At 63.9% G+C, this 23,133-nt stretch carries 20 protein-coding genes; 6 read left to right on the forward strand and 14 right to left on the reverse strand.

Features of this window, described 5'->3' with window-relative positions; translation table 11 throughout:
- Positions 1–214 precede the first annotated feature (214 nt).
- Positions 215–826: a hypothetical protein gene (locus AAGA68_09425; protein MEM9385266.1), complete on the forward strand. Its 612-nt coding sequence runs from the start codon at positions 215–217 to the stop codon at positions 824–826.
- Positions 823–1,518 carry a hypothetical protein gene (locus AAGA68_09430; GenBank protein ID MEM9385267.1) on the forward strand — a complete coding sequence of 232 codons (696 nt, stop codon included), beginning with the start codon at positions 823–825 and terminating at the stop codon, positions 1,516–1,518. The genes AAGA68_09425 and AAGA68_09430 overlap by 4 nt, the downstream gene beginning before the upstream one ends.
- A gap of 1 nt (position 1,519) precedes the next feature.
- Here AAGA68_09430 and AAGA68_09435 read toward each other — a convergent pair whose 3' ends face one another.
- Both AAGA68_09435 and AAGA68_09440 read right to left on the reverse strand, forming a co-directional pair.
- A complete protein-coding gene (locus tag AAGA68_09435) occupies positions 1,520–2,893 on the reverse strand; it encodes a TonB family protein (protein MEM9385268.1) in 1,374 nt (457 codons plus the stop codon).
- Positions 2,894–2,957: 64 nt separating this feature from the next.
- Positions 2,958–4,406, reverse strand: coding sequence for a M48 family metalloprotease (locus AAGA68_09440; GenBank protein MEM9385269.1), 1,449 nt, complete (start codon positions 4,404–4,406; stop codon positions 2,958–2,960).
- Between the two features lie 121 nt (positions 4,407–4,527).
- Here AAGA68_09440 and AAGA68_09445 point away from each other — a divergent pair, with 121 nt between their 5' ends.
- Positions 4,528–5,460, forward strand: coding sequence for a rhomboid family intramembrane serine protease (locus AAGA68_09445; GenBank protein ID MEM9385270.1), 933 nt, complete (start codon positions 4,528–4,530; stop codon positions 5,458–5,460).
- Between the two features lie 7 nt (positions 5,461–5,467).
- Here AAGA68_09445 and AAGA68_09450 read toward each other — a convergent pair whose 3' ends face one another.
- The gene (locus AAGA68_09450; protein ID MEM9385271.1) at positions 5,468–6,355 is read right to left on the reverse strand and encodes a DNA-formamidopyrimidine glycosylase family protein; all 888 of its coding nucleotides are present in this window, start codon (positions 6,353–6,355) and stop codon (positions 5,468–5,470) included.
- Positions 6,356–6,396: 41 nt separating this feature from the next.
- Here AAGA68_09450 and AAGA68_09455 point away from each other — a divergent pair, with 41 nt between their 5' ends.
- Together AAGA68_09455 and AAGA68_09460 are read left to right on the forward strand one after the other, a co-directional pair.
- Positions 6,397–7,947, forward strand: coding sequence for an ATP-dependent DNA ligase (locus AAGA68_09455; GenBank protein ID MEM9385272.1), 1,551 nt, complete (start codon positions 6,397–6,399; stop codon positions 7,945–7,947).
- A gap of 182 nt (positions 7,948–8,129) precedes the next feature.
- Positions 8,130–9,173: a glycosyltransferase family 1 protein gene (locus tag AAGA68_09460; GenBank protein MEM9385273.1), complete on the forward strand. Its 1,044-nt coding sequence runs from the start codon at positions 8,130–8,132 to the stop codon at positions 9,171–9,173.
- Positions 9,174–9,241: 68 nt separating this feature from the next.
- Here the strand turns inward: AAGA68_09460 and AAGA68_09465 are convergent, their stop codons facing one another.
- The 10 genes from AAGA68_09465 to AAGA68_09510 all read right to left on the reverse strand — a co-directional run bounded on the left by AAGA68_09465 (position 9,242) and on the right by AAGA68_09510 (position 19,342).
- Positions 9,242–10,063: an enoyl-CoA hydratase/isomerase family protein gene (locus tag AAGA68_09465; protein ID MEM9385274.1), complete on the reverse strand. Its 822-nt coding sequence runs from the start codon at positions 10,061–10,063 to the stop codon at positions 9,242–9,244.
- Between the two features lie 173 nt (positions 10,064–10,236).
- On the reverse strand, positions 10,237–10,587 hold the full coding sequence (locus AAGA68_09470; protein ID MEM9385275.1) for a winged helix-turn-helix domain-containing protein: 351 nt from the start codon (positions 10,585–10,587) through the stop codon (positions 10,237–10,239).
- Between the two features lie 177 nt (positions 10,588–10,764).
- Positions 10,765–12,102 (reverse strand): ATP-binding protein, encoded by a 1,338-nt coding sequence (locus AAGA68_09475; GenBank protein MEM9385276.1) that lies wholly within the window; start codon positions 12,100–12,102, stop codon positions 10,765–10,767.
- A 53-nt stretch (positions 12,103–12,155) separates the two neighbouring features.
- A complete protein-coding gene (locus tag AAGA68_09480) occupies positions 12,156–13,514 on the reverse strand; it encodes a sigma-54 dependent transcriptional regulator (protein ID MEM9385277.1) in 1,359 nt (452 codons plus the stop codon).
- Between the two features lie 82 nt (positions 13,515–13,596).
- Positions 13,597–14,814, reverse strand: a complete 1,218-nt coding sequence (locus tag AAGA68_09485) for an FtsX-like permease family protein (GenBank protein MEM9385278.1) — start codon at positions 14,812–14,814, stop codon at positions 13,597–13,599.
- 22 nt (positions 14,815–14,836) lie between these two features.
- Positions 14,837–16,150 carry an ABC transporter permease gene (locus AAGA68_09490; GenBank protein ID MEM9385279.1) on the reverse strand — a complete coding sequence of 438 codons (1,314 nt, stop codon included), beginning with the start codon at positions 16,148–16,150 and terminating at the stop codon, positions 14,837–14,839.
- 10 nt (positions 16,151–16,160) lie between these two features.
- A complete protein-coding gene (locus AAGA68_09495) occupies positions 16,161–16,859 on the reverse strand; it encodes an ABC transporter ATP-binding protein (GenBank protein ID MEM9385280.1) in 699 nt (232 codons plus the stop codon).
- A 94-nt stretch (positions 16,860–16,953) separates the two neighbouring features.
- A complete protein-coding gene (locus tag AAGA68_09500; protein MEM9385281.1) occupies positions 16,954–18,339 on the reverse strand; it encodes an HlyD family efflux transporter periplasmic adaptor subunit in 1,386 nt (461 codons plus the stop codon).
- Positions 18,340–18,350: 11 nt separating this feature from the next.
- Positions 18,351–18,584 carry a hypothetical protein gene (locus AAGA68_09505; GenBank protein ID MEM9385282.1) on the reverse strand — a complete coding sequence of 78 codons (234 nt, stop codon included), beginning with the start codon at positions 18,582–18,584 and terminating at the stop codon, positions 18,351–18,353.
- A gap of 200 nt (positions 18,585–18,784) precedes the next feature.
- The gene (locus AAGA68_09510) at positions 18,785–19,342 is read right to left on the reverse strand and encodes a hypothetical protein (GenBank protein MEM9385283.1); all 558 of its coding nucleotides are present in this window, start codon (positions 19,340–19,342) and stop codon (positions 18,785–18,787) included.
- Between the two features lie 113 nt (positions 19,343–19,455).
- Between AAGA68_09510 and gph the strand changes: the two genes are divergently transcribed.
- Positions 19,456–20,157 (forward strand): phosphoglycolate phosphatase, encoded by a 702-nt coding sequence (gene gph, locus AAGA68_09515; protein ID MEM9385284.1) that lies wholly within the window; start codon positions 19,456–19,458, stop codon positions 20,155–20,157.
- Between the two features lie 21 nt (positions 20,158–20,178).
- On the opposite strand, the gene fdhF is transcribed toward gph, so the two are convergent.
- Positions 20,179–23,070, reverse strand: coding sequence for a formate dehydrogenase subunit alpha (gene fdhF / locus AAGA68_09520; GenBank protein MEM9385285.1), 2,892 nt, complete (start codon positions 23,068–23,070; stop codon positions 20,179–20,181).
- Positions 23,071–23,133 lie beyond the last annotated feature (63 nt).

A 23,133-nucleotide genomic window follows, 5' to 3' on the forward strand; every position in this document is an offset into this window, starting at 1 on the left:
CGCGTTCCCGCAGGCTTAGAGTGGAGAAAAAGCAGATGGTTCGGCCCCACGCAGGTGGGTGACAGCCCGGTGCCCGGGAGATGCCTTCGAAGCGCCGATCGGCTCGACACGGAAACGATACAACGCATATCCCGAAACGTCGATGACATTGCCACCGGGGCAAGGCTCGGGGCAGGATGGGAATCCCCCGAAAGGAGCAACGTAAGGCTCGTCAATGATTCGCAAGATCTGGCGCGTTCGAAGGGTCGCCGCCGCACTCGCCTGCGGCACACTGAGCATGCTGGCAGCGAGCTGTGCCCGCAACATCGAGGTGCCCGCGAGCGTCCCCACGCCCCTGATGGCTGCTCTGCCCGTCACCATCGGCGTCTACTACGATGAGGAGTTCAGCAACTACCTCTACATCGAGAAACTGCTCTACGGACCTGAGATCAACGTGGAGCTCGGGGAGGCGAACGTCAATATGTTCGATCGCATGGTCGATTCCGTCTTCAGCGCCCACGTGCCCCTCGACGAGCCGCGCGGCGAGGGCGTTGATGCGATCATCGCCCCGTCGGTAGATGAGTACGCATTTTTGACGCCGGACCAGTCCGGGGTCGATTTCTACTCCGTGTCCATCCGCTACAAGGTGGACCTACTGTCGCCATCAGGTGACGTAATCGACAGCTGGAAAGTGGACAGCTACGGACGCACACGGGCGACGGGACTCGTTGGCACCAACTCGCTGTCCCAAGCGAACGAAGAGGCGTTGCGGGATGCCGCTGCGGTCCTGGCCTTAGATCTGCAGAATCGGCCGTCGGTCGTCAGCCTTAGCGGCGAGGGTTCATGATGCGTAAACACCCCCAAAGCGCTTTCCTGCGTAGCGCCCTGGCGCTGCTGCCCATGCTCGCCGTCACTCTCTCTCAGAGCGGCTGCGTCACGGCTCGGGTCGAGGAGGCGCGCCAGTCCCTAAGTAGCGGCGGCATGAGTTCCGGCGATGCGGTAGTTCTGCTCACGCGCCGCTTCAACAATCAACGCGAAGCCGAACAGGGCTTCACCAACTGCGTGGCAAACGCCCTGCTGACCGGCAACCCAGGCATGGAACTGCGCACGGAGCAAGAGTTCCTGGACGGCCTGTTTCCCTGGTTCGAACCGCGCTACGCGCCTACCACTGTTGAAGACCTCCCAGAGCTGTTGGCACAGCCGGGCGTGACCGAGCGCCTCGAAGACACGGGCGTCCGCTACATCGTATGGTTGGACGGTGAGACCGAAACGGTCGACGGCGGCGGCAGCATCACCTGCGAGATCGGTGCTGGAGTGGGCTGTTTGGGCTTTCAGTGGTGGGAGAACGACAGCAACTACGAGGCCTCGATCTGGGACCTCGAGACTTCGACGGACGCCGGTGTCATGACCAGCTCTGCTCGCGGAACGTCTTACCTGCCGGCGATCGTTGTGCCGATTCCCATCATCGCCCGCACGCGCGTGACGGCATGTAAGGGCCTGGCCGATCGACTGGTGGAGTTTCTCGCCCTCGAAGGTTGAGCTACTTCTTCGCGTTCCGCGGGCGGAAGTATTGCCGCATCGTCATCTCCGTGGCCACCGGCTCGCCATCGACGAACGCCGGTCGGAAGTGCGCCGCGCGGATAGCGGAGAGGGTCTCGTTCTCCGTTCTCCTAGTGGCCGTGCTGTCGGTCACCCGTGCGCGCGTCACTTTGCCTTCAGCGTTTACGGTGAAACTCACCTCTAGGTAGTTGTCAGGCGATAGGAACGCGCGCGACCGGTAGTCTGGGTACACGTTGAAGGGCTTCACGTACTCGACTTGTTGGGGTTGCCCCAGCAGCGCCTTCGCGCGCGCGCCATCACCATCGGCCTGCGCGATCACCTGCCACGCCTGCCGGTAGTTTGCGACGGCCTCTCCCGGGCTGTTGCTCTGCAAATGCCAATCCCCACGAATGAGCAGAAACTCCGCAAAGTCGGTGACGTCAGCGTACTCGTCGCCCTCGAACAGGGAGATCGCGCGGTCCAGCGAACGCCTGCCCTCACCGCGAAAGTAGTTTCGCTTGGTGTAGGTCAGCGCAATCCCGCGCAGCGGTTCCACCAAGCGCAAATCATCCTCGCCGTAGGACTCCTCCAAAATTTCTAACGCCCGGCGGAAGACTGGAAGGGCACTTTGAAAATCGCCGATATCGATGTAGTAGTTGGCGTACTCGTAGAGCGCTGGCACGAGCTCCGGCGACATTTCACCGAACTTGCGCTCGTGAATGCGCAGCATGAAACCCTGCTCGCGCTCGGACTTCTCGAAGCTGAGACCGCGGGCGTAGAAATCCGATAGGAGGCGAAGCACCTCCACCTGCTCCAGATTGTTGATGCCAAGGCGCCGGTGGGTGATGAACTTCGCGCGCAGCAAAGCGCTCTCCGCGGCTTCGTCCTGATCCAAGGCTTCCAGATGCTCGGCCAGATTGCTGAGCAAGTAGACCAGACTGAAGCTGTAGAGGCCTTCGTAGCGCTCGGTCAGAGCGATGGCGCGCTCGAAAACACGGCGAGCGTTGTTGTCGTCATTTAGGCGCTTGTAGGAGAAGGCGTGCAGCTTGACGTAAGGCAGCGCCTCGAAGCTGTCGGCACCATAGCGCTCCTCATGCACCTCACGTAACAGCGCGGCCGCTTGCAGCGCCGCGCCGGGGTTACCCGCCTCAACGTAGGCGGCGTGCGCGCGGATCAACTCATCAATCGTCTCACTGCTGATGTCGCCGATGCCATCGGTGAGGGCCGCCGCCTCAGCGGCGTCCGTGGACGAGATGCTCGTCGCAGCGGGTTCCGGTGCAGCTTGCTCCGGGGCTTGCGCCTCCTGACCTAACACCGTGTTGGCATCGAGAAGCGCGAATGCCCCCCCTAGCAGCGCTAACAGCGCCCCACGCATCGTAGCGGGCCAACTGCCTGGCGCCGCCCTTTCCCCGTACCGTCCCACGCTCACTCCCACGCGATCACTCCAGAACCTTTACGTAACTCCCGGGCTCGGGCTCACCTTCCGGGAACATGCCATTGATCAGGCGCAGCTGTTCCTCGGCGAAGTGCGGCAGCCGCGAGGTTGCCGCCAGGTAAGCGAAGGTCATGCCGGGCTGGACGCGCTCCAGGCGGATGATGCGGGGTCGAGCCAGATCCCGCTCCTTCGAGGTCAACAGGCGCAAGCTGGTGATGGCACGCTTGAATTCCGCGTCGTAGGCCAGCTGATCGGTGGTGCTCTGCACCGCCCCCGCGAAGATGTAGGCCTGATCGCCGACCAGAACCACACCGTAGCGCACGTTGCGCGGACCGAAGGGTGAGGTGGCACGCTCGGCGATTGCCGTGAACCCGGGGAACCCGTTGACGTCCACAGGGTACGCGTCGAGCAGTGTGGTGTCGCGACCCACCCGGCGCACCAGTACGTCCTTCGGATCCCTCACGCGGGAATTCTTGTAGGCCTTTACCTGCAGTACGGCGTCAGAGTCGGTCGACTCGGCCAGGATTTGGTTCTTGCCCATCTTGACGATCCAACCGAGGGGCACTCGCAAGCCCACGCCCATGTCCGGGTTGTGCTGCTCACCGCGGGCGCGACGAGGCTCGGCTGGCGACATGCCAAACATCATGCCGTCGCTGAAGTTGAGGAAGGTGAACTCGTTGAGCACCTCGCCCTCGGCGCTCTCCTTGGCCTTGCCCGCCTTCTTCACCACTTCCTGCAAGCGCGTATCGGCCGAGGGGTGCGAGGCGAACACGCCGTGGTAGACGTTGGGTTCACGCCCTTCGATCTCAGCTCGCTTGATCTCGAAGATCTCCTGATCCTTGAGCACGCGGATAACGTCTATCATCGCCTCGGGCGCGTAACCGGTGGCAGCCAGGTAGCGCGCACCAGCCTCGTCCGCCTCAAGTTCTAGCCCGCGGCCGTAGCCGGCGGTCAGCACCGAGCCGGCCAGATCACCGGCGAAGATCGCGCCGGGCACGCCGGTAGCCACCGCCAGTAGCGTGCCGAGCACGTTGGTGAGCTGGGAGTTACGTTCGCCCCGCGCCGCATGACGCAGAGCCACATGGCCGATCTCATGGCCCAGCACGGCAGCGAGCTCCGCCTCGCTGTTGAGGTAGCTCATCAGGCCGCGAGTCACATATATGTAGCCCCCGGGCGCTGCAAAGGCATTGACTTCCGGAGAATCGAGCACAGTAAAGGTGTACTTGAGCTCGGGGCGTTCGCCGACAGCGGCCAGGCGCGAGCCGACGGCGCGGACGTAATCGTGCAGTTTTTCGTCCTTGTAGACGCGATACTGGCGAAGGATCTGGGCGTGGGCCTGACGGCCGATGAGGATCTCCTCCTCTTCGGTCATCGCCGATGTGTGGAGCGGCGCGAACAACGCAGCGAGCAGGGCAAGAGCGGCAGGAAATGACCAGGCGTTACGAGTGTTCATGCTCACCTCTGACCGGATCCGGTGGATTTAGTTTTCCACTTCAGGCGGCGGGACTGACGACAGTAACGGCCGTCCCGACGGCAGGCAAGGAAGGCGGTGGTTGCGACAGCAGGAACGATCATTGAACGAGGAAAGAGAGCATTGGCCTGGCTGGCACGTGGTCCTGCGCGGGCATGACTACCGACGACTAGCAGATCGTGCATTTGTCCTCACAGCTCTGGACTTGCCGTGCGAGTGGGCTCGCGACGAGGCCGGCGCCCTAATGCTGCTGGTCCCCGCACCGGTCGCGGCGCACGCCCTCGAGCAGATCGTGCGCTACGAGAGCGAGCACCAAGTTGGCCAGGATCGCTGGCGCCACAGCGAGGATGCGCTCGCCCGTCCTCGCCAGGCTGCCGTCGGGGCGCGCTTCGGCGCGATGGGATTGGTCTTGGTTCTGGTGTTCTTCGCCTTCGCCCAAACCACCTACCTAGGCAGCCGCGACTGGTTGGATGCCGGACGCCTCCAGGCCGGGTTAGTCCGCGACGGCGAGTGGTGGCGCGTGTTTACGGCTTTGACCCTGCACCTGGACATGGCCCACCTGCTGGGCAACCTCGTATTCGGTGTCGTGTTCGGGTTTATCGCCAGCCTCTCCCTGGGCAGTGGGGCCGCGTGGCTGACGATCCTGCTGTGCGGGGCGGCCGGCAACCTACTCAACGCCTGGCTTCAGCCACTTACCCACTCGGCGGTCGGCGCCTCCACCGCCGTTTTCGCCGCCCTGGGCCTCATCGCTGCCTTCCAATGGCGCGTACAGATGGTGCAGGCGGGGGAACGCTGGTTGCGCCGCCTCGGTCCCTTGGTCGCCGGCATCGCGCTGCTCGCCTTCCTCGGGGTCGGTGATGAGCGAACGGACGTGGGGGCGCATCTGACAGGGTTTCTGTGCGGCTTGGGCGGGGGCTGGTTATGGGGTGATGTGCTGCGCCGACGAGGTGCGCCTAGCATGCGCGTCCAGTGGATGATGGGGGGTGCTGCGCCGACGCTGCTCGCCCTGGCCTGGTGGATCGCCTTTGCGAGCTGATCATCCCTTAGGTTCGCTGGCGCTCCAGCTCATCGATCGTGCGCGGCCAGTCCTTCTTCAGCAGTCGCGAGAGGGAACGGTCGGCGAGCAGCTTGCCGTCGGTCTGGCAACGGGGGCAGTAGTTGGTCTCGTTCTCCGCGTAGCGAATTCGCTGCACCGACGTCTCACAGCGTGGACAGGGTTCGCCGTAGCGCCCGTGAACCGCCATTCCTTCGCGGAAGGCGGTGACCTTCTCTGGGAATCGATCACCGTAGTGGGCTCGGAGGCGATCACGCCACTCGGTCAATACGGTGCGCATCGCTACGAACAACCGTTCGCACTGTTCCCCATTTAAGCGCGAAGTCAGGCGTACGGGCGAGAGTCGGGCCTGGTGCAGAATCTCGTCGGAGTAGGCATTCCCTATCCCGCTCAACAGGCGCGGATCGGTCAGCAAGCGCTTCAAGGTATGGTTGTGAGCTGCAACCAACTGGCGAAACCGCTCGAAGCTGAGGCTCGCCACTTCCAGACCGCCTGGATCGAGGGCCTCGAGTGCTTGTTCGCCGCGCACGAGGTGGAGGGAGGCGCGGCGCTTGGTGCCCGCCTCCGTAAGGAGCAAGCACCCGCGATCGAAATGGACCCGTAGCAGTCCTTTGCGCTTGGGCGCTCCCGTCGACCAGTGGAGGCGGCCTGCGATCATCAGGTGGATCACCGCGTAGAGGTTCTCTTCCAGGTGCAGCACGACGCGCTTTCCTAGACGCGAACAGGCAAGCACGCGGCGGCCCGCGAACTCGCCCACGGCGGGCGTGACCGTGCGCAGCAGGAAGGGATTGGTGATCTCCACGCGTTCCAGGATGGCGCCGACGATCCTCGCCTCGAGCGCCTCGATGTACACTTCCACATCCGGAAACTCCGGCACTTCTTCGCTCCTCCCGCCGAGGTATTTGCTTGCCCACAGCGCTGTCCTTCGCCGAACTCGTCGCGGTCTCCGCAGCACTTAGCGATACCCGCAGCCGCAAACGCAAAACGGCCCTGGTCGCTGAGCTGCTCGCCCCCGTGGACGAGTGCGACGCGTTCCTTGCCGCTTGCTATCTCACGGGCACCTTGCCCCAGGGACGCATCGGCATCGGCTACCGCACGGTACAAGCCCACCTGACCAGCGTCGACGGCCCTCCAACCGCCTCTACCCTAACCTTGGCCCAACTGGACCAAACCTTGGACGCCTTGGCCAACCTGCGCGGCGCGGGCTCACAAGCCGCCCGTGGCGAGGCCCTGAGCGCCCTCGGTGCGCAGCTGTCCTCGGCAGAACGTGACTACCTGGCTCGCCTGTTCGTAGGAGAGGTGCGCCACGGCGCCCTGGAGGGAGTGCTAGCAGATGCGATCGCCCAAGCGTATCAGCTAGAACTCACCCTCGTGCGACGCGCCGCGATGCTCGGGGGCGATTTACCATCGGTGGCTCGCCTCGCCAGCCGTGGCGATCACGGCGCCTTGGCGGCCGCTCGTCTGCGCCTGCTCCAACCGGTGCAGCCCATGCTGGCCCAGTCGGCGAAGGACATCGATGATGCGCTCGATCGCTGTGCGCACCCTGTGTTCGAAAGCAAGCTAGACGGCGCCCGCGTGCAGATCCATCGCCAGGGCGAGCACACCAAGGTGTTCACGCGGCAGCTACACGATGTGACCGGTGCGGTGCCGGAGCTGGTTGAGTGGGCCAGGGCGCGCCCAACGCCGACGTTCATCGTTGAGGGCGAGGCGATCGCCCTGCGCCCACAAGACGGTCGACCGCTGCCGTTCCAACACACTATGAAGCGCTTCGGGCGCCGCCTCGACGTCGCTGCCATGCGCGAGAGCATCCCACTCAGCCTGCGCTTGTTTGACTGCCTGCATCTCGACGGCGATGACCTCATCGACGAGCCCCTGCGCGAACGCCTCCTAGCCTTGAGCGCCTTGGCGCAGCCCGGCGATCAGGTCGCCAGACTGGAGAGCGGTGATCGCGAGGCCGTCGGCGCGTTCGTCGATCGCGTACTGGCTGACGGGCACGAAGGCGTGATGGCAAAAGATCTCGAGGCACCCTACGCCGCCGGCCGACGCGGTGGCGCCTGGCTGAAGCTAAAGCCGACGCACACTGCAGACCTGGTATTGATCGGATGCGAATGGGGGAGCGGGCGGCGCGAGGGCATGATGAGCAACCTGCGTCTCGCCGCGAGCGATGGTTGCGGTGGATTCGTCATGGTGGGGAAGACCTTCAAAGGACTCACGGATGAAGTGCTTCGCTGGCAAACTGAGCATCTCCCACCCTTGGCCCAGGGCCACGATGCCCTCGGCATCGATCTACCACCACGCATCGTTTATGAAATCGCCTTCGACGGCGTTCAGGCGAGCCCCCAATACCCCGGTGGGCTGGCCCTACGCTTCGCTCGCTATCGCCGCCGCCGCGACGACAAGGCACCGCAAGACGCCACGCCGCTGGCCGAGCTTCGCGCGCTCCTGCCCTCGCCCCAGGGGAGTACCTAGCGCTCGGTTCGCGGGTGCTACCAAATCGCAGGACGATCGTTTATCGTGCGCGCGGTGTCGCTCTGGCGACCGGGTACGCCGCCGCACACAACCCACCCGAGGCAGGCCGCGCCCATCACCAGCGCCCTGCGCGCTTTCCGAGCCCACCCTCTCGCCAACTACCACGGGGCCGTGACCACCAAATGAAGATCGCTATCGTCACCGATGCATGGAAGCCACAGGTTAACGGAGTCATTACAACGCTGGTCAACACCGGCGAATGCCTCACCGACGATGGCCACGACGTGCACTACGTGACGCCGCTCGATTTTCTCCGCACGCCCTGCCCCACCTACCCGGAGATCCGCCTGAGCCTATTCCCGGGACGTAAGGTGGCGCGCATGCTCGATAAGTTGCAGCCCGATAGCATCCACATCGCTACCGAAGGCCCTCTCGGCCTGGCTGCTCGCAGCTACTGCTTGAAGCGCAAGTTACTGTTTACAACCTCTTACCACACGCGATTCCCCCAGTACGTCAGGGCACGCTTCCCCATCCCCTTAAGCTGGTCCTACGGCTACATGCGCTGGTTCCACAGCGCAGCCGCGCACACGATGGTGGGCACAGAGACCCAGCGCGATGACCTTGTTGCTAACGAATTCAAGAACGTGGTCCTGTGGCCTCGCGGTGTGGACACGCGGGCCTTCCACCCAGCTGACAAGGACTTCCTGAAGGATGAGCGCCCCGTCTCGATGTACGTGGGGCGGGTCGCTGTTGAGAAGACCCTAGAGGACTTCCTGAAGCTGGACATTCCCGGCACGAAGTACATCGTGGGAGATGGCCCCGCACTGAAGCAGCTACAGCGGGATTTTCCGCAGGCGGTGTACACCGGCTACCGCTTTGGCAAGGAGCTTACGCGCTACCTTGCGGCCGCGGACGTCTTCGTATTCCCAAGCCGAACCGACACGCTGGGGTTAGTGCTGCTCGAATCAATGGCGTGCGGGGTGCCGGTGGCAGCCTACCCAGTGATGGGCCCTATCGACGTGGTCGACCGCGGCGTCACGGGTGTCCTCAATGAAGATCTGACGAAGGCGATCGAGGGCGCCCTTGCGCTCAGTCCAGCGGACTGCCGAGAGGCCGCCCTGCAGCGATCGTGGCAGGCGGCGAGCCGACGATTTTTCGCAAACTTGGTGGACGCCTCCCCCCCGAGCGGTCGGATCGAGACGCGAAACGAGCAAGGGGCTACCTAATGGCTCGCCTCGTCGATGGCTGGTCTACGATCGGGTCGATCGAGTCTACGGCCACCTAAGGCTGGTACTCACCACGCATCATCGTCGAAGTTCGGCGGCCGCTTCTCGCGACGCGCCGCGAGCCCTTCCTGCACGTCGCCCTGACGGAAGCCCATAAACTCCATCGCCAGAGAAGCATCGAAGGCGGGCCCCGCCTGGCGTAGCCAGTTGTTCAGCGCGTATTTGGTCCAGCGAATCGCGGACGGGCTGCCATCAGCGAGATTCGCCGCTACGTCGACCGCGCGGTCCATCAGCTCCTCCCGTTCGACGCAAAGAGACACCAGTCCCATGCGTTCGGCTTGTTCGCCGGACACGGGGGTGTTGGTGAGAAGGTGGTAGCGGGCTTTGGCTAGCCCGCACAGGAGCGGCCAGACCATGACCGCGTGGTCTCCAGCCGCCACCCCCAGGGTGACGTGGCCATCGAGTAGGCGCGCATCGCGAGCAGCAATCGACACATCGGCCAGCAGCGCTACGGCTAGGCCGGCCCCCACCGCGGGACCGTGGATTGCCGACACGACGGGCTTAGAGCAGTTAATAATATTATAAACTAGGTCGCGCGCTTCACGCCAAACCCGCTGGAGGGCACGGTCGTCAGCGATCATCTCGTCGATGAGATCGTAGGCGCCGCCGGCGCAGAAGCCGTCGCGCCCGGCGCCACAAATCAAGGCTGAGCGCACGTTCGCATCGCCGTCGATGGCGGTCCAGACGTCCGCGAGATCACCGTGCATTTCGCCATCGGCCACGGCGATCTCCAGGCCGGGAGCCGGAGGCAGCTCAATTTGTAGCACCCCGGGATGGGGTGTAGAGAAATCTAGCGACGGGAAATCGCTAGCGTATTGATCTAGGTCCATCGGCCGGCTCGCACGCGCTAGTGAGGCACGCAAGTTTACCGCGAGCCGCCCGAGCGAACCCCTTGCTGACCGAGTCGGCCGGCCGGCCGCACCGATGGTTTCTCCGCCTCACATGAAGCGGACCGCCGATGCGCCGGCCGGAAGGTAGGCAGCAGGGGCCCCCGATGGCCCGGTCAGCCGACGCGCGCGAATTCGGTGACCGATGCTGCTGCCGGCTGCGTCACCTGGCGCGGGCCGAGGACCGCTTCGAGCAGATCACCAACCGTGGCGCCGCCTTCCACTGAGTGACGGAGCGAGCAGTCGCGATTGAGCGTGTAGTGGTTGCGACGCCCCTCGCGCTCGCGAATCAGCACACCGCCCGCTTCGAGCTCGGCGACGATCCGCTGCACAGCGCGCTCGGTGATACCAACGGCGGCCGCTACGTCGCGCAGGCGAGCGTTAGGATCACGCGCCAGGCACACCAGCACGTGGCCGTGGTTGCTCAGATAGGCCCAGTTTGACTTCCGGATTGAGGATTCCTGCATGTCAGTTACTCCGTGATTGAGTTCGGGGAACACACGAAACCCTAGTCACCACAATTGGCTTTGTCAATGGAATGACGAATAAACTAATCGACAAAACCTAGACAAAACCGATCTAAAACTCCGCCACCACCTCCCGATTACGTCATTTCTCCTTCGTAATCCGGGATTTAGTTGCATTTAGGGCTTCGCAGCTGCTGCCGTATACGGCAACTCAACCATGACTTCGACGCCGCCTTCGATTCGGTTGTGAATTCGCAAACGTCCGCCGTGCGCCTCAACGATCTCCCGGCAAAGGGGCAGCCCGAGGCCCGTGCCCGTGCGCTTGGTGGAGTAGAACGGCAACAGTGCGCTGCGTAGAGTCTCCTCCGACATGCCCTGCCCGCGATCCCGCACGAGCAAGCGCACCCGGTGCGGATCCTCCAGGAGCTCCAGCTCGACCTGGTCGGCGCTCGAGCCCGACTCATGGGCGTTTTTGAGCAGGTTGATCATCACTTGCTCGAGTTGGGCTGGATCGGCCGTCACGGGCCGCTGCGGCGGCGCGCCGCAAGGTCGAAAGCTAACCACCCCCGCCAGTCGGCGCAGGAACTCCTCCCCGTCGATGGCTTCGGGACGCGGCGAAGGCAACTTGGCAAAGCGCGCGTAGCTCTGAATGAAGCCGCTGAGGTGCTCGGCACGCTCGACGATCGTATCGAACACCAGCTCTAGCCCATCGGGGGTGCCCTGATGAGCCTTTAGCAGCGTGCGTCCGGAATTGGCGAGCGAGCGCATGGGTGCCAGGGAGTTATTCAGTTCATGAGAGATCACGCGGATCACGCGTTTCCAGGTGCTGACCTCTTGGCGACTGATCTCGGCGGTCAATTGCTTGATCTGATACAGCTGGTGCTGTCGCGCGTTGAGCGTGAACGCGCGGCGGCTTACGTGGTAAACCTCGTGCTGACCGTCGATTTCTACCGTGCACAGACCATCGCGATCGCGCTCAAGGGCCTCGCGTAGGTCATCCGGCGCCTGGCTGCGCAGCGCGTCGAAGGCGAGCCCCTCCACCTTGGCGCCGCCGTTGAACAGCTGGCGCGCTGAGGCGTTGCTATAGATCACGCGCCCGCCCGACGAGGTGAGGAGCAACGCGAGAGGGCTTGCCTGAAGCACCGTATCCAGCAGGAGTTCGCGCTGGAACAGCGTCAGTCGCTCATCGCGCATCACCCGAGTAAGCGTGTTAAAGGCGTCGGCGATGCCATCCAGAGCATCGAGCCCCGGCGGTGCCCCCACGCCTGCCGAGAAGTCCCGGTCAGCCAACCGCTCCAGCCCGTCGCCGAGCGCGGCGAGCGCGCGGCGTTGGGGGCGCCAAAGTAGGTGGGTGCTGAGCACCGCTCCGAGCACGCCAACCGCTAGGCCCGCAAGCACACCTAGCAAAGGCGCTTGCAGGCGCAAACCCACGTAGGCCGTCACGGCCACGGCGGCCGCCACCGCGACCCCCACGAGGGCAGCTGCTCGTCCCTCGAAGGAAATCCTGACCGCCATCGCGCTCCTACCTCGACTCCAGAGCCCCTGATCCTACGCCCAAACGGCTCGCGCTAACGGGTGCGCGGAATGCCGAACTTCTCCATGCGTCGGTACAGGGCCTGGCGAGACATGCCGAGATCGCGTGCGGCGTGGGTGACGTTACCATCGTGACGGGCCAGCGCCTCGGTCACCGTGTCGGCCGTGAGCGTGGTGCCGAGCCCAGCGCTGATCGCCGTGCTAGTGCGGCCATCGGTCTGCGCGGCGAGACCGAGATCCGTGGGCGAGATGTGTCCCTCTTGGCACAGGAGCTGGGCCCGCTGCAGGCGGTTTCGCAGCTCGCGCACGTTGCCGGGCCAGTGGTAGCGCAGCATCGCCTCGCGCGCCGTCGCCGTGACCCGCGCGCGGCCTTCCAAAATGTGCTCGGCGAGTGGCATCACATCGTCCATGCGCTCGGCGAGCGGTGGCACCTGCAGCTCGATCACGTTCAAGCGGTAAAAGAGATCCTCGCGGAATTCACCGTCCGCGATGCCCTGGGGCAGGTCTGCGTTGGTCGCGGAGATGACCCGCACGTTCACGCGGCGCGTCTGGGTGCTGCCGAGCCGTTCGAACTCACCCGTTTGCAGCACACGTAGCAGCTTCGCCTGGCCGGGCAGAGATAGGTTGCCGATCTCATCCAAGAACAGGGTGCCGCCATCGGCGGCTTCGAAGCGCCCGGCACGCGTTTGGCTAGAGCCTGTGTAGGCCCCTTCCTCCGCCCCGAACAGCTCGCTTTCGATCAGCTCCGCCGGCAGTGCGCCAACGTTCACTTTGACGAAGGGGCCAGCGCGCACGCTCGAATTTGCCTGCACGATCTCGGCGACCTTCTCCTTTCCGGCACCGTTGGCACCTGTGATCAACACCGGCACGTCGGCCGGAGCGATGCGCGTCGCCACCGTGATGAGCTCGTGCATGACGTCGCTCTCGTACACCAGACCGCACAGCTGCTGGCGCTCAGCGAGGCGCTCGCGCGCGGCCCGACGAGCCGCCAGCAGTTCCCTATGCTCGGAGGAGACGGCGCGCAACTCCAGCAGGTTGGTGACCGTGGTGATGAGTTTCTCATCTTCCCAAGGCTTGCCAAGGTAGTCCGCCGCGCCTGCGCGTACGAGACTCACCGCCGTCTCCAGATGGGTCCACGCGGTGAGCAGTATCACCGGCAGGTCCGGATCGCGCTCGCGCAGGGCTTGGAAGAGAGCGATCCCTTCCTCGCCAGAGGTGGTGTCGCGGGTGAAGTTCATGTCCTGTACGACGAGATCAACCGAGTGACTCTCGAGCGCGGCCAGCCCCGCTTGAGGGCTGTCCGCGGTGACCGTGTCGAGGCCATGCAGGGAGAACAGAACACTTAGCGCCGTGCGCACCGCGTCGTTGTCATCGATGACGAGCACCACACTCATCCTTGGCGCATCCCTCTTTCCGTGACAGCGCAGCGGGGTTTGCACACCCGCTGCGCACGATCGTACCGTGGCGCGAAGCCGCTCACACCGTACGCGTGGCGATGGCGGGCTGAATAGTGGCTGCCCGCCGCGCGGGCCCGAGCACGGATAGCAGCCCTAGGGCCCAGATGGCGAGGATGGCCACCGGGACGTAGAGGGGATTCAAGCGATCGATTTCGTAAGCTTGTGCCAGCCAGATGTTGCAGGCGATACCCAAGGCCGTGCCGAGCACCACGCCTGCGGTGGTGATCATCCAGTTCTCGACCAAGAAGTAGCGCACGATGTGCATGCGGCGTGCACCGACGGCTCGGCGCGTGCCGATCTGCCGCGTGCGCTGGGCAACGGAGAAGCTGGCTAGGCCGACAATCCCCAAGGAAGTAATCAGCGTGAGCATGACCACTACCACCACCATGAGGATGGCCATAGCACGATCGCGAGAGTAGCTTCCATCGCGATACTCGCTCATCGGCACGACGCGACGAACCACACGGCCGCGATCGCGCTCAGTCAAGACGGTTTCCACCTGCTTGGTCATCGCCTCAGCGGTGCCCGGCTCTACGCGCACCAGGTAGCGCACCAGAGAGCCAGTCGGCTTCTCCGGGGCGAGCATCACCATGTCTAAGCGATCCCAGCCCACCCACGCGCCGTGCATCTGCTCCAGCACGCCGACCACCGTCATCGGCCGGTCCAGGCCATCGTACAAGGTCTGGCCCACATAGGTGCTCAGGTCCGGGAACAACTCCTTGGCCATCGCCAGGGTAATGATCACGCTCGCGATAGGCACTGAGCTGTTCGGCTCGCGCCAATTGATGTCCTCGCGGGTGAAGGCACGCCCCTCATAGAGCGTTAGCCCAAGTGCGTCTAAGCCTTGCTCGTTGACCATGTAGCGCGCCGCGTTCGAATCGATGCGTCCTTCCTCTCCGCGCACCACATTGTGGACCGTGTCGCCCCAGCCCCCGCCGGAGAGCGGCACCTGGTTGCTGGCGGTGACGGCAATCACACCGGGGATCTCGCGCAGGGCGGCGATATCTAGATCCACCATGCCTTTGATATCGGCATCATCGGAAACGGCCCAGGACTGGGCGGTCACCACATTGTCCACGTCCATACCGCTATCGCGGGTGATTTGCGCCACCCGCTGGGACACGATGAAGGCCGCGTTCATGAGTACCGCAAGGGTGAAGGCGATTTGCAGAGCGATCAAGATGGCGCCCGTCTTGTTGCGCATCAGGGCACTCAGGATGGGTCTCATTTCGAGCATCGTCTTTAACTCCTTGTTCGCTTTACTGCGCGCGCAGGAACGGCGCCGGGTCCACGTTGGCGGCGCGCCAGGTGGGATAGAGCCCGGCGGCGACGGCGGAGATGAGCGCCAATACCACCCCCAGTAGGACCATGTTCAGATCGAGATAAGTCGTGCGTTCCGCGCCTGCGTTCAGTGCTCGCACGCCCCATAAGCCGAGGTAGGACAGGCCCAAACCAAAGGCCCCACCGAGTAACCCGATCACAGATACCTCCACCAGATGCTGTCGGAACAGCTCCCCGCGCGTTGCCCCCAGGGCACGACGAATACTGATCTGCGACGCCTTCCCTACGAATTTCGACAGGAGCAGCCCAACGGTATTGAACAGGCACACGGCAAGGAACATGAAGGCAAGCCCCACCAACACCTTGCTGTCGTCCGCTACCACCCGGCGCACATCCAGCCAGTCCGATACTTTGGTCAAGCGATTGTCGAGGGGGCGCTCGAAACGACCGAGGGCCTTCTGGGTTTTCGCGTAGGCGTCGATGTGGCGTTGGTACTCGCGTTGCTGCTGGGCGGAGCTCAACTCCACCCAGTACTGGATCCAAACGCACTCGGAGTTCATGAAGTCATCGTAGGAGTTGCGCGGCTCGGGCTTCCAGCAGTTGGTGTTGCCCGCTGAATCCAGCTCCAGCGCTCGGGTGAGCGTGAAGGGCACATAGATGTCTTCAGCATCATCGTAAGCACCGTTGTTCGGATCGAAGAACTTCGGCGTCGGATTCCAGTCTTTCAGCACACCGGCCACGCGAAAGGACCGATCGCCCATGCGCACGGTCCGACCCACGCTGTTCTCACCTCCGAAGACTCTCTCGTTGATGCTGCGGCTGAGCACCACGACCTGCTCGCCGGCTTCGTCCGCCGCCTTGTCCCAGGCGTTGCCGTACAGAAACGGCACATCGAACAGACCGAAGAAGTCACTGTCCGTGACGCGAGCGATCGAGAGGAAGGGATTGACGTCCTCGCGCTCCGGCTGCACCACGAAGGTTGCCTTGTACATCGCCGCTTGCCGCTTGGGGATGTCACTCTTGCGCAGAGCAATCGCGTCGCGCCAGGTCAACTCCCAGGGCACCCCATCGGGCTCCTGGTTGTAGCCCTCTTCCGGATCCCAGCCATCGAGCTGCACCGCGAACAGCACGTCGTTGCGGTGGGCGATGGGGTTGGAGGACATCAGGTAGTATATCGTGAGCGTGGTCATGCACACGCCGATGCCCACGGCGATGGCCGCGACCATCAGTAGGCTGAGAGCCCGGTTACCCCACAGACTCTTCCAAGCCAAACGAAGATGATAGGAGAACATCACAGGCCCCTCAGGCGATTGCGGCGGAGCCGACTAGCTCGCCCTCTAGGTCAGAGACGCAGCCGTCCAACACGTGCACATTCCGCTGAGCCCGACGCGCCAGCTCCGGATCGTGGGTCACCATGATGATGGTGGTGCCGCGATCGTTGATCTCCTCGAGCAACTCCATCACCTGGCGCGCCATGAGCGAGTCGAGGTTCCCCGTGGGCTCGTCCGCCAGCAGGCAGCTGGGGTTACCGGCAAGGGCACGAGCGATGGCGACCCGCTGCTGCTGGCCACCAGAAAGCTGAGCAGGCAGATGGCGCTTGCGCGAGCCTAGGCCGACCAAGTCGAGCGCCGCTTCGGTCCGCTCGCGACGCTCGCCGCCCTTCATGCCGCGATAGCGCAGGGGCACCTCCACGTTGTCGGCCACATCGAGGTCGGGAATCAAGTTGAAGCTCTGGAAGATGAACCCGATTTTCTGGTTACGGATGCGTGAGCGAGCGTTGTCGTCGAGTTCACTCACATCCAGGTCATCGAGCACGTAGCGTCCGCTGCTTGGCGATTCCAGCAGACCGGCAATGTTGAGGAAGGTGGTCTTGCCTGAGCCACTGGGCCCTGTGACGGCTACGAACTCGCCCGACTCCACGGTGAGGCTAAAGTCGCGTAGGGCGTGCGTTTCCACAAGCTCCGTACGGTAGACCTTGGCGATGTGTTCCATCTTGAACATGAGTGGCTCCTTGGGGTCCTAGGCGGCTCGAGCGAAAGAATCGGAACGCCTAATTAAATTATTACTTGATCTGGTTTAGCGATGGCGGCGAGGGCTAGCGGGCGAGCATCACAGACTCGGCACCGTCGAAGACGGAGATATCGGAGATCACCACCGTATCGCCGGGCGCCAGGCCCTCGAGGACCTCCACTTCGCGCAGGTTGCTCGACCCGGTCTGGATCAACCGCCGGCGAACCACGCGGTCCTCCACCACGTAAGCGACGCGGCCGCCGCCCGTATCCAGGAATGGGCCGCGCCTGACCTTCAGCGCATCGTCCGTGGACTCCAGCAGGACGCGTGCCGCGACGCGCTGGTTCTGGCGCATCCGCGGCGGCAGCTCACCGTCGAAGCGAATGCGACCGACCACCTGGTTCTCTTGCACCTGCGGGGATACGGCCGTGAGCGTGGCTGGGTAGCGATTGCCGGAGAAGGTCACCTCTGCGGGAAGCCCTATGAGCAAATCATCTCCGTAGCTCTGTGGCACCCGGATTTCCACCTCCAGGGCGGAGAGGTCGACGACGCTCAGCACGGGTGCGTTGCGCGCGACGGCTGCCTTCTGGGTTACCGCGAGCGTGCCCACCATACCGTCCACCGGTGAGGGAACGGTTAGGTCGGCGACGCGGCGTTCGAGATCTGCAACCACCAAGGCTTGGCGATCTCGTTCGATGCCGAGGGTCTGCAGATCGAATGCGCTACGTTCGCTCTCGAGCTTTGCATTCTGTTGGGCGTGAGCGTACTCGAGGCGGGCACGCTCGAGATCGTCTATTGCCTTCTCATAGTCCTGCTGGCTGATGACCTGGGAGGCACGGGAACTCTCCGCGCGGCGCAGCTCACGCTCGGCGGCGGTGACCGTGACGCGGGCGAGATCCACCTGCTGCTGGTTCTCTAGATCCTGGGCACGGTTTTCGAGCTCACGCCTGGCCATGCCAGTCTCGAGGCTGCGAAAGGTGGCGTTTTCCTGCTCGAGCTGGCTGCGCAGTAGGGGGCTGTCGACGACGGCTAGCGCCTGCCCTTCGGAGACGACATCGCCCTCCTGGACATCGAAGGTGACCGTGCCGTCCTCAGGGGCAAACAGGGTGGGACTCACGGCGGCGACGACCACCCCCTCGGCGGCAACGTCACGCACGAAGCGCCCCCGCTCCACCTGGGCCAAGCGCAGGCGACTCTCACTGATGCTGGTCGGGGCTTCGAGGTATGCGCGTACGCTCGGACCTACTAGCCAAGCGAAGATGAGTAGGGCGGCCAGCGCGCCGAGGCCTCGAATGCCCCAGCGAAGTCGGCGACGGCCCGCCGCCCCCTCCACGCGCAGGTCCTGGGCGGAAGTATCGCGGATAGGGGTGCTACCGGCGGACTCGGGGTTGCCGCTCCCTTGGTCGGACCGCGCCGTGAGTCGCTCCAAGTTAGCAGAGCGGCTAGGAGAGATATCCGGGTTGCTGCTCATGCGCGAGACGCTCACAGCCAAAAGCCGCGACGCGACGGCTTGGGCGGGTGCGCAGGCAGAGGATGAGCGGGCGGCATCTCGACGGCGCAACCGGCGTCGGCTTCGAAGCTGAACGGCCCCTGCAGCAGATCGGGGGCGAGCGCGGGCGATCCCTCGAGTCGGGGCGCCCACAGCGCGATGAGGGCAACGTAAGTTGCGACTACGACACCGATGGCAACCGACTTGTCGAGTAGTGAGGTCTTCACGTCCGCATCCCGTCCGATAGTGAGTGTTACGGACTTAGATGCAGCGCTCGTGCCAATGGCTTGGATGGAAGTGAAAAACGCCAGGAAACAGCTGGTTAGCAGATCGATGGGGAAACTGGCGAAGGCCGGACAGGCGTCCGATAGCGGACAGCGGACAGCGAGCGGACAGCGCAGTGTCCGCCCACCGCAAGAAGGCTCGCTTAGGTGCTAGCCGGGGCGTCTTCGACCGCACCACTGCCCGGCTTGCCGCTCGCCGGACGCGAGTACAAGCAGTACACAATCGACTCGTCGGCGGCCTCAGGGTCGTCCGTGAAGCTACCGTAGGGCGAGGAGCCCAGAGCATTGACGCGATCGACGCCGTAGACGCGGTAGAGCGCGACGAAGGTGTTGTAGTCCTTGTCGCAGCCCACGTAGTTCTGAGCCTTCACCCAGGGCTGTCCCGTCGCCGTCATCTCGCTGAAGGAGGAAGAGAGCACGGCGTACTCGCCATATTCGCGATCGCCCCCCTGCTGGAAGCGGGCCGCGCCGATGAGACCGAGACGACTCTGCTTGGCGATCACGTACTGATCGTCGCCCATATGAATGTGCCCACCGACGATCTCCTCCGGGGAATCACCCGTGACTAGGAACGGTTGGCGTTCACCGTCGCGGTTGGTGAATTCACCTCGCAGCAGGTCTTCCGCGCTGGCCGTGGCGGCGGCGAGGGCAATACCAGCGGTGAGAAGTGCTCTTATGATTCGCGAAAGGGCTGTGTTCATGATGTCTAATGCCTTGAACCGCTGAAAACGGGCTGCGAGTCTAGCATGCGATTCTCTCCTCGGCGGATAGCCGACCGAGGTGTCACCATCGACTGCGTTCACCGGTACTCTGTATGTCACCACCGTCGGCCACACATCTCCTTCCTGCGCCCCAAGCCGTCCTCTTCGACCTCGACGGTACCCTAGTCGATAGCCTTGGCGACCTCGCGCTGGCCACCGACGGCACACTCGAAGCCCTCGGACATGCACCCGCGGGCGGAGAACGTGTCCGCCAATGGGTGGGTCGCGGCATCGATGCGTTAGTGGGTGAAGCCCTCACCTGGGCGGGCATCGCAGCGAGTTCGAAAGAGGCTCGAGCCCATGCGATGGCCGTGTTTGCGCGCCACTACGAAGCCGCAAACGGCAGCACCACAGAGGCGCTCCCCGGCGCTCACGGGCTGCTGGCCGAGCTCGACGCGCGGGGCACTCCCATGGGTTTGGTGACCAACAAGGCGCGACGCTTCACCCTGCAGTTGCTGGACGCGCTCGATTGGATGCAGCACTTCGGAGCGATCGTCTGCGGCGACGACACGGCGCGCAAGAAACCCGCGCCTGACCCAGTCCTCGAGGCCCTCACGACGCTCGAGGTGGATCCGTCGCACGCCGTGATGATTGGTGACTCCACCTACGATGTGCGTGCCGCTCAGGCCGCCGGAGTCGTCGCGATCCGACTGTCCGACGGCTACGGGCCCGATGATCGCGAAGTAGTGGCTGACTGGGAAGGCGCCACCCTCGAGACCATTGGCCACTGGCTTCGGGCAACCGGTCCGCGGTGAACTGCGCTGCGCGAAACTCAGCTAATCGATCTGCTCGTGCTCGGATTCCTGCGCCTGGCACCGACCATCGAACGCAACCCGCCTACCACCGATGGTCGCCGGAGGGGCCTCAAAGGTCTCCTCAACCCCCGGCACTAGCTTCTCCAGACGCACCGCGTTCACCTTGTACTCCGGGCAACCCGTGTACTCATCGCGATGTTCACCAACCAGGATATTGGTGCGGGTCTCCGGATAGTGGAAGGTCATGAACAAAGTGCCGGGGTTGGTGGCGCGGGTGACCTCCGCGCGCACGCGCACGCGACCGCGCCGCGACACCACATCCACCATCTCGCCATTGCACACGTCCATGCGTCGGGCATCCGACGGATGCAGGCGAACGCGCTCCTCCTTCGCCTTGTCGAGCGCCGTAATGTCCGTGCGACGCGTCATCGTGCCCACGTTGTAGTGGAACAGCATGCGCGTGGTGGTCAGGTAGAAGGGATACTCCTCGTCAGGGATCTCACCGGGGTCTTGCCAGGGCGTTACGCGCAGCGACGCCTTGCCCTTAAGGAAGTCGCCATCGGCGTGCACGGTCTCCGTGCCGGCATGGTCCGGTGAGGGACAGGGCCATTGGATGACACCTAGCTCATCGAGACGTTCGTAGCTCACGCCGCCCCAGGCCGGAGTGAGTTCAGCGATCTCGTCCATGATGCGTGAAGTGTCCACTGGCGTCCCCTCGCCCTCGTCGAAGCCGAAGTCGACCCCCATGGCCCGCGCGATACCGTTGATCACATCACCATCGGTGTGGCAGCCCTCAGGCGGCTTCACCGCTTGGCGAACGCGCTGAATGCGGCGATCGGAATTGGTGAAGGTGCCGTCGGTCTCGAGGAAGGAGGAGCCGGGTAAGACCACGTCGGCATAGCGGGCGGTCTCGCACAGGAACAGGTCCTGCACCACGAGGAACTCGAGGGCCTCGAGTGCCCCGACCACATGAGCGGTGTCCGGGTCGGACTGGGCGATGTCCTCGCCGAGCACGTACATCGCCTTCAGCGTGCCAGCGTGGGCAGCGTCGAACATATCCGGGATGCGCAGGCCCTTGTTCAGTGGCGTCTCTACGCCCCAAACGCGTCTATGATCAGCCCGCGCCTGCTCGTCGAAGACGCTGCGATAGTCGCTGAAAACGTCCGGGAGAGCACCCACGTCCGAGGCGCCCTGCACGTTGTTTTGGCCTCGAATCGGCGCAGCTCCCGTGCCGGCGCGGCCGATGTTGCCGGTCATCACGGCTAGGTTGATCAGGGCGAAGGTGGACTCGGTGCCGTGGGAACCCTCGGTAACGCCGAGACCCCACAGCAGCTGGCTGGCTCCACTCGTAGCGTAGGCGCGCGCGGCCTCACGAATGAGATCTGCGGGCACCCCACTAATGCCGTGCGCCCACTCGGGCGTGTAGGCTTTCATCTCCGTACGCAGAGCCTCGTAACCCTCGGCATGGCGGGCGACGAAAGCTTCATCGACTAACCCCTCGGATAGCACCACGTGCTGCATGGCGTTCAGTACGGACACGTTGGTCCCCGGTCGCAGTTTCAGATGCATGTCGGCGTACCTGGACAGCTCGATGTTGCGCGGATCGAGCACGATGAGCCTGCAGCCCTTGAGCACCGCCTGCTTGATCCGGGCGCCGAACACCGGATGGGCCTCGGTGGTATTCGTGCCGATCAGCACGACGAGCCTGGATTTCTCCACATCCTGGAAGCTATTGGTGCCCGCCCCCGTGCCGAGCGCCTTGTTGAGGGCGAAGGCGGAGGGCGAATGGCAGATACGCGAGCAGTTATCGATATTATTGGTCTGCATCACCACCCGCGTGAACTTGTTCATAAGGTAGTTCTCCTCATTCGTACACCGTGAGGAGGAGATGCTGGCGAAGGCCGCTGGGCCATGCTGATCACGAATGCGCGTCAGGTTCTCGGCGATGTACCGATTCGCCTCGTCCCAACTCACTTCGCGGAAGTTGCCCCGACCGTCGTTCACGAGAGGCGAGGTGAGGCGATCGTCCGCGTAGGTGAACTGGTGAGCGAAGCGCCCTTTGACACAGGTGTGGCCGAGGTTGGCCGAGCCCTCCGGGTTGGGCTCGATGTTGATGATCTCATCGTCCTTACTGTTCACATTTAGGGAGCAACCGACGCCGCAGTAGGAGCAGGTAGTGGTGGTGGTCTTATCCGGCAACCCGTGGGTGCGCGTCTGCGCTTCCTCCAAGGCTGCCACCGGACACTCGAAGACGCACTGGCCACAGCTCACGCAATCAGCGTCCTCGAAGCCCGTCCCATTGCCCGCGATCACCCGGACGTCGAAGCCACGCCCTTCCATCCCTAAGACGAAAGACCCCTGCACCTCATCGCAAGCGCGAACGCACTTAGCGCAACCGATGCACTTGTCCATCTCCAACTTGATGAAGGGATGGGAGTTGTCCATCGGCGGATTGTGGGTGCGAGGCGCCTCGAAGCGCGACGCACGCAGGCCAACCTCGGCGGCGAACGCCTGCAGCTCACAGCGGTTGTTCGCCGTGCAGTCGAGGCACTCGAGCGGGTGGTCGGACACGATCAGCTCGGCGATGTTGTAGCGAAGGCGCGAGAGCTTTTTGCTGCGGGTGATGTACTCGCCGCCCTCGCGCACCGGCGTGTGGCAGGAGGCTACGGTCTTACCGCCCACCTGCTCCACCAGGCAGGTACGACAGGCCCCGTAGGGTTGCATGCGATCGGAGTAGCACAGGGTCGGCACGTCTTTGCCGAGCTTGCGCATGGCCTTGAGGATGGTGGTGCCGGTCGCAACATCGACGCTCTCCCCGTCGATAGTGACGGTGACTTCGGCTTCAGCGCCATCGGGCTGACCGAGGATCTCCGCCACATGGCGGCGAACCCGCTCAGGGACTTGCTTGATCATGATGTTGACTCCGGTAGCGCATCCATATTGGTAATCCTAGGCATCACGAGGAGACGGACTGGC

Source organism: Pseudomonadota bacterium (genome assembly GCA_039193195.1).
In the GTDB taxonomy this organism is placed as follows: Bacteria; Pseudomonadota; Gammaproteobacteria; order Steroidobacterales; family JBCBZW01; genus JBCBZW01.

Excerpts from the sequence above, each read along its gene's own strand:
- AAGA68_09475 (MEM9385276.1), bottom strand. The coding sequence starts at position 12,102 with ATGGCGGTCAGGATTTCCTTCGAGGGACGAGCAGCTGCCCTCGTGGGG.
- AAGA68_09495 (MEM9385280.1), bottom strand. The coding sequence starts at position 16,859 with ATGTTCAAGATGGAACACATCGCCAAGGTCTACCGTACGGAGCTTGTG.
- AAGA68_09435 (MEM9385268.1), bottom strand. The coding sequence starts at position 2,893 with ATGCGTGGGGCGCTGTTAGCGCTGCTAGGGGGGGCATTCGCGCTTCTC.
- AAGA68_09480 (MEM9385277.1), bottom strand. The coding sequence starts at position 13,514 with ATGAGTGTGGTGCTCGTCATCGATGACAACGACGCGGTGCGCACGGCG.
- AAGA68_09500 (MEM9385281.1), bottom strand. The coding sequence starts at position 18,339 with ATGAGCAGCAACCCGGATATCTCTCCTAGCCGCTCTGCTAACTTGGAG.
- AAGA68_09510 (MEM9385283.1), bottom strand. The coding sequence starts at position 19,342 with ATGAACACAGCCCTTTCGCGAATCATAAGAGCACTTCTCACCGCTGGT.
- AAGA68_09425 (MEM9385266.1), top strand. The coding sequence starts at position 215 with ATGATTCGCAAGATCTGGCGCGTTCGAAGGGTCGCCGCCGCACTCGCC.
- AAGA68_09490 (MEM9385279.1), bottom strand. The coding sequence starts at position 16,150 with ATGTTCTCCTATCATCTTCGTTTGGCTTGGAAGAGTCTGTGGGGTAAC.
- fdhF (MEM9385285.1), bottom strand. The coding sequence starts at position 23,070 with ATGATCAAGCAAGTCCCTGAGCGGGTTCGCCGCCATGTGGCGGAGATC.
- gph (MEM9385284.1), top strand. The coding sequence starts at position 19,456 with ATGTCACCACCGTCGGCCACACATCTCCTTCCTGCGCCCCAAGCCGTC.
- AAGA68_09470 (MEM9385275.1), bottom strand. The coding sequence starts at position 10,587 with ATGCAGGAATCCTCAATCCGGAAGTCAAACTGGGCCTATCTGAGCAAC.
- AAGA68_09485 (MEM9385278.1), bottom strand. The coding sequence starts at position 14,814 with ATGCTCGAAATGAGACCCATCCTGAGTGCCCTGATGCGCAACAAGACG.
- AAGA68_09460 (MEM9385273.1), top strand. The coding sequence starts at position 8,130 with ATGAAGATCGCTATCGTCACCGATGCATGGAAGCCACAGGTTAACGGA.
- AAGA68_09465 (MEM9385274.1), bottom strand. The coding sequence starts at position 10,063 with ATGGACCTAGATCAATACGCTAGCGATTTCCCGTCGCTAGATTTCTCT.
- AAGA68_09430 (MEM9385267.1), top strand. The coding sequence starts at position 823 with ATGATGCGTAAACACCCCCAAAGCGCTTTCCTGCGTAGCGCCCTGGCG.
- AAGA68_09440 (MEM9385269.1), bottom strand. The coding sequence starts at position 4,406 with ATGAACACTCGTAACGCCTGGTCATTTCCTGCCGCTCTTGCCCTGCTC.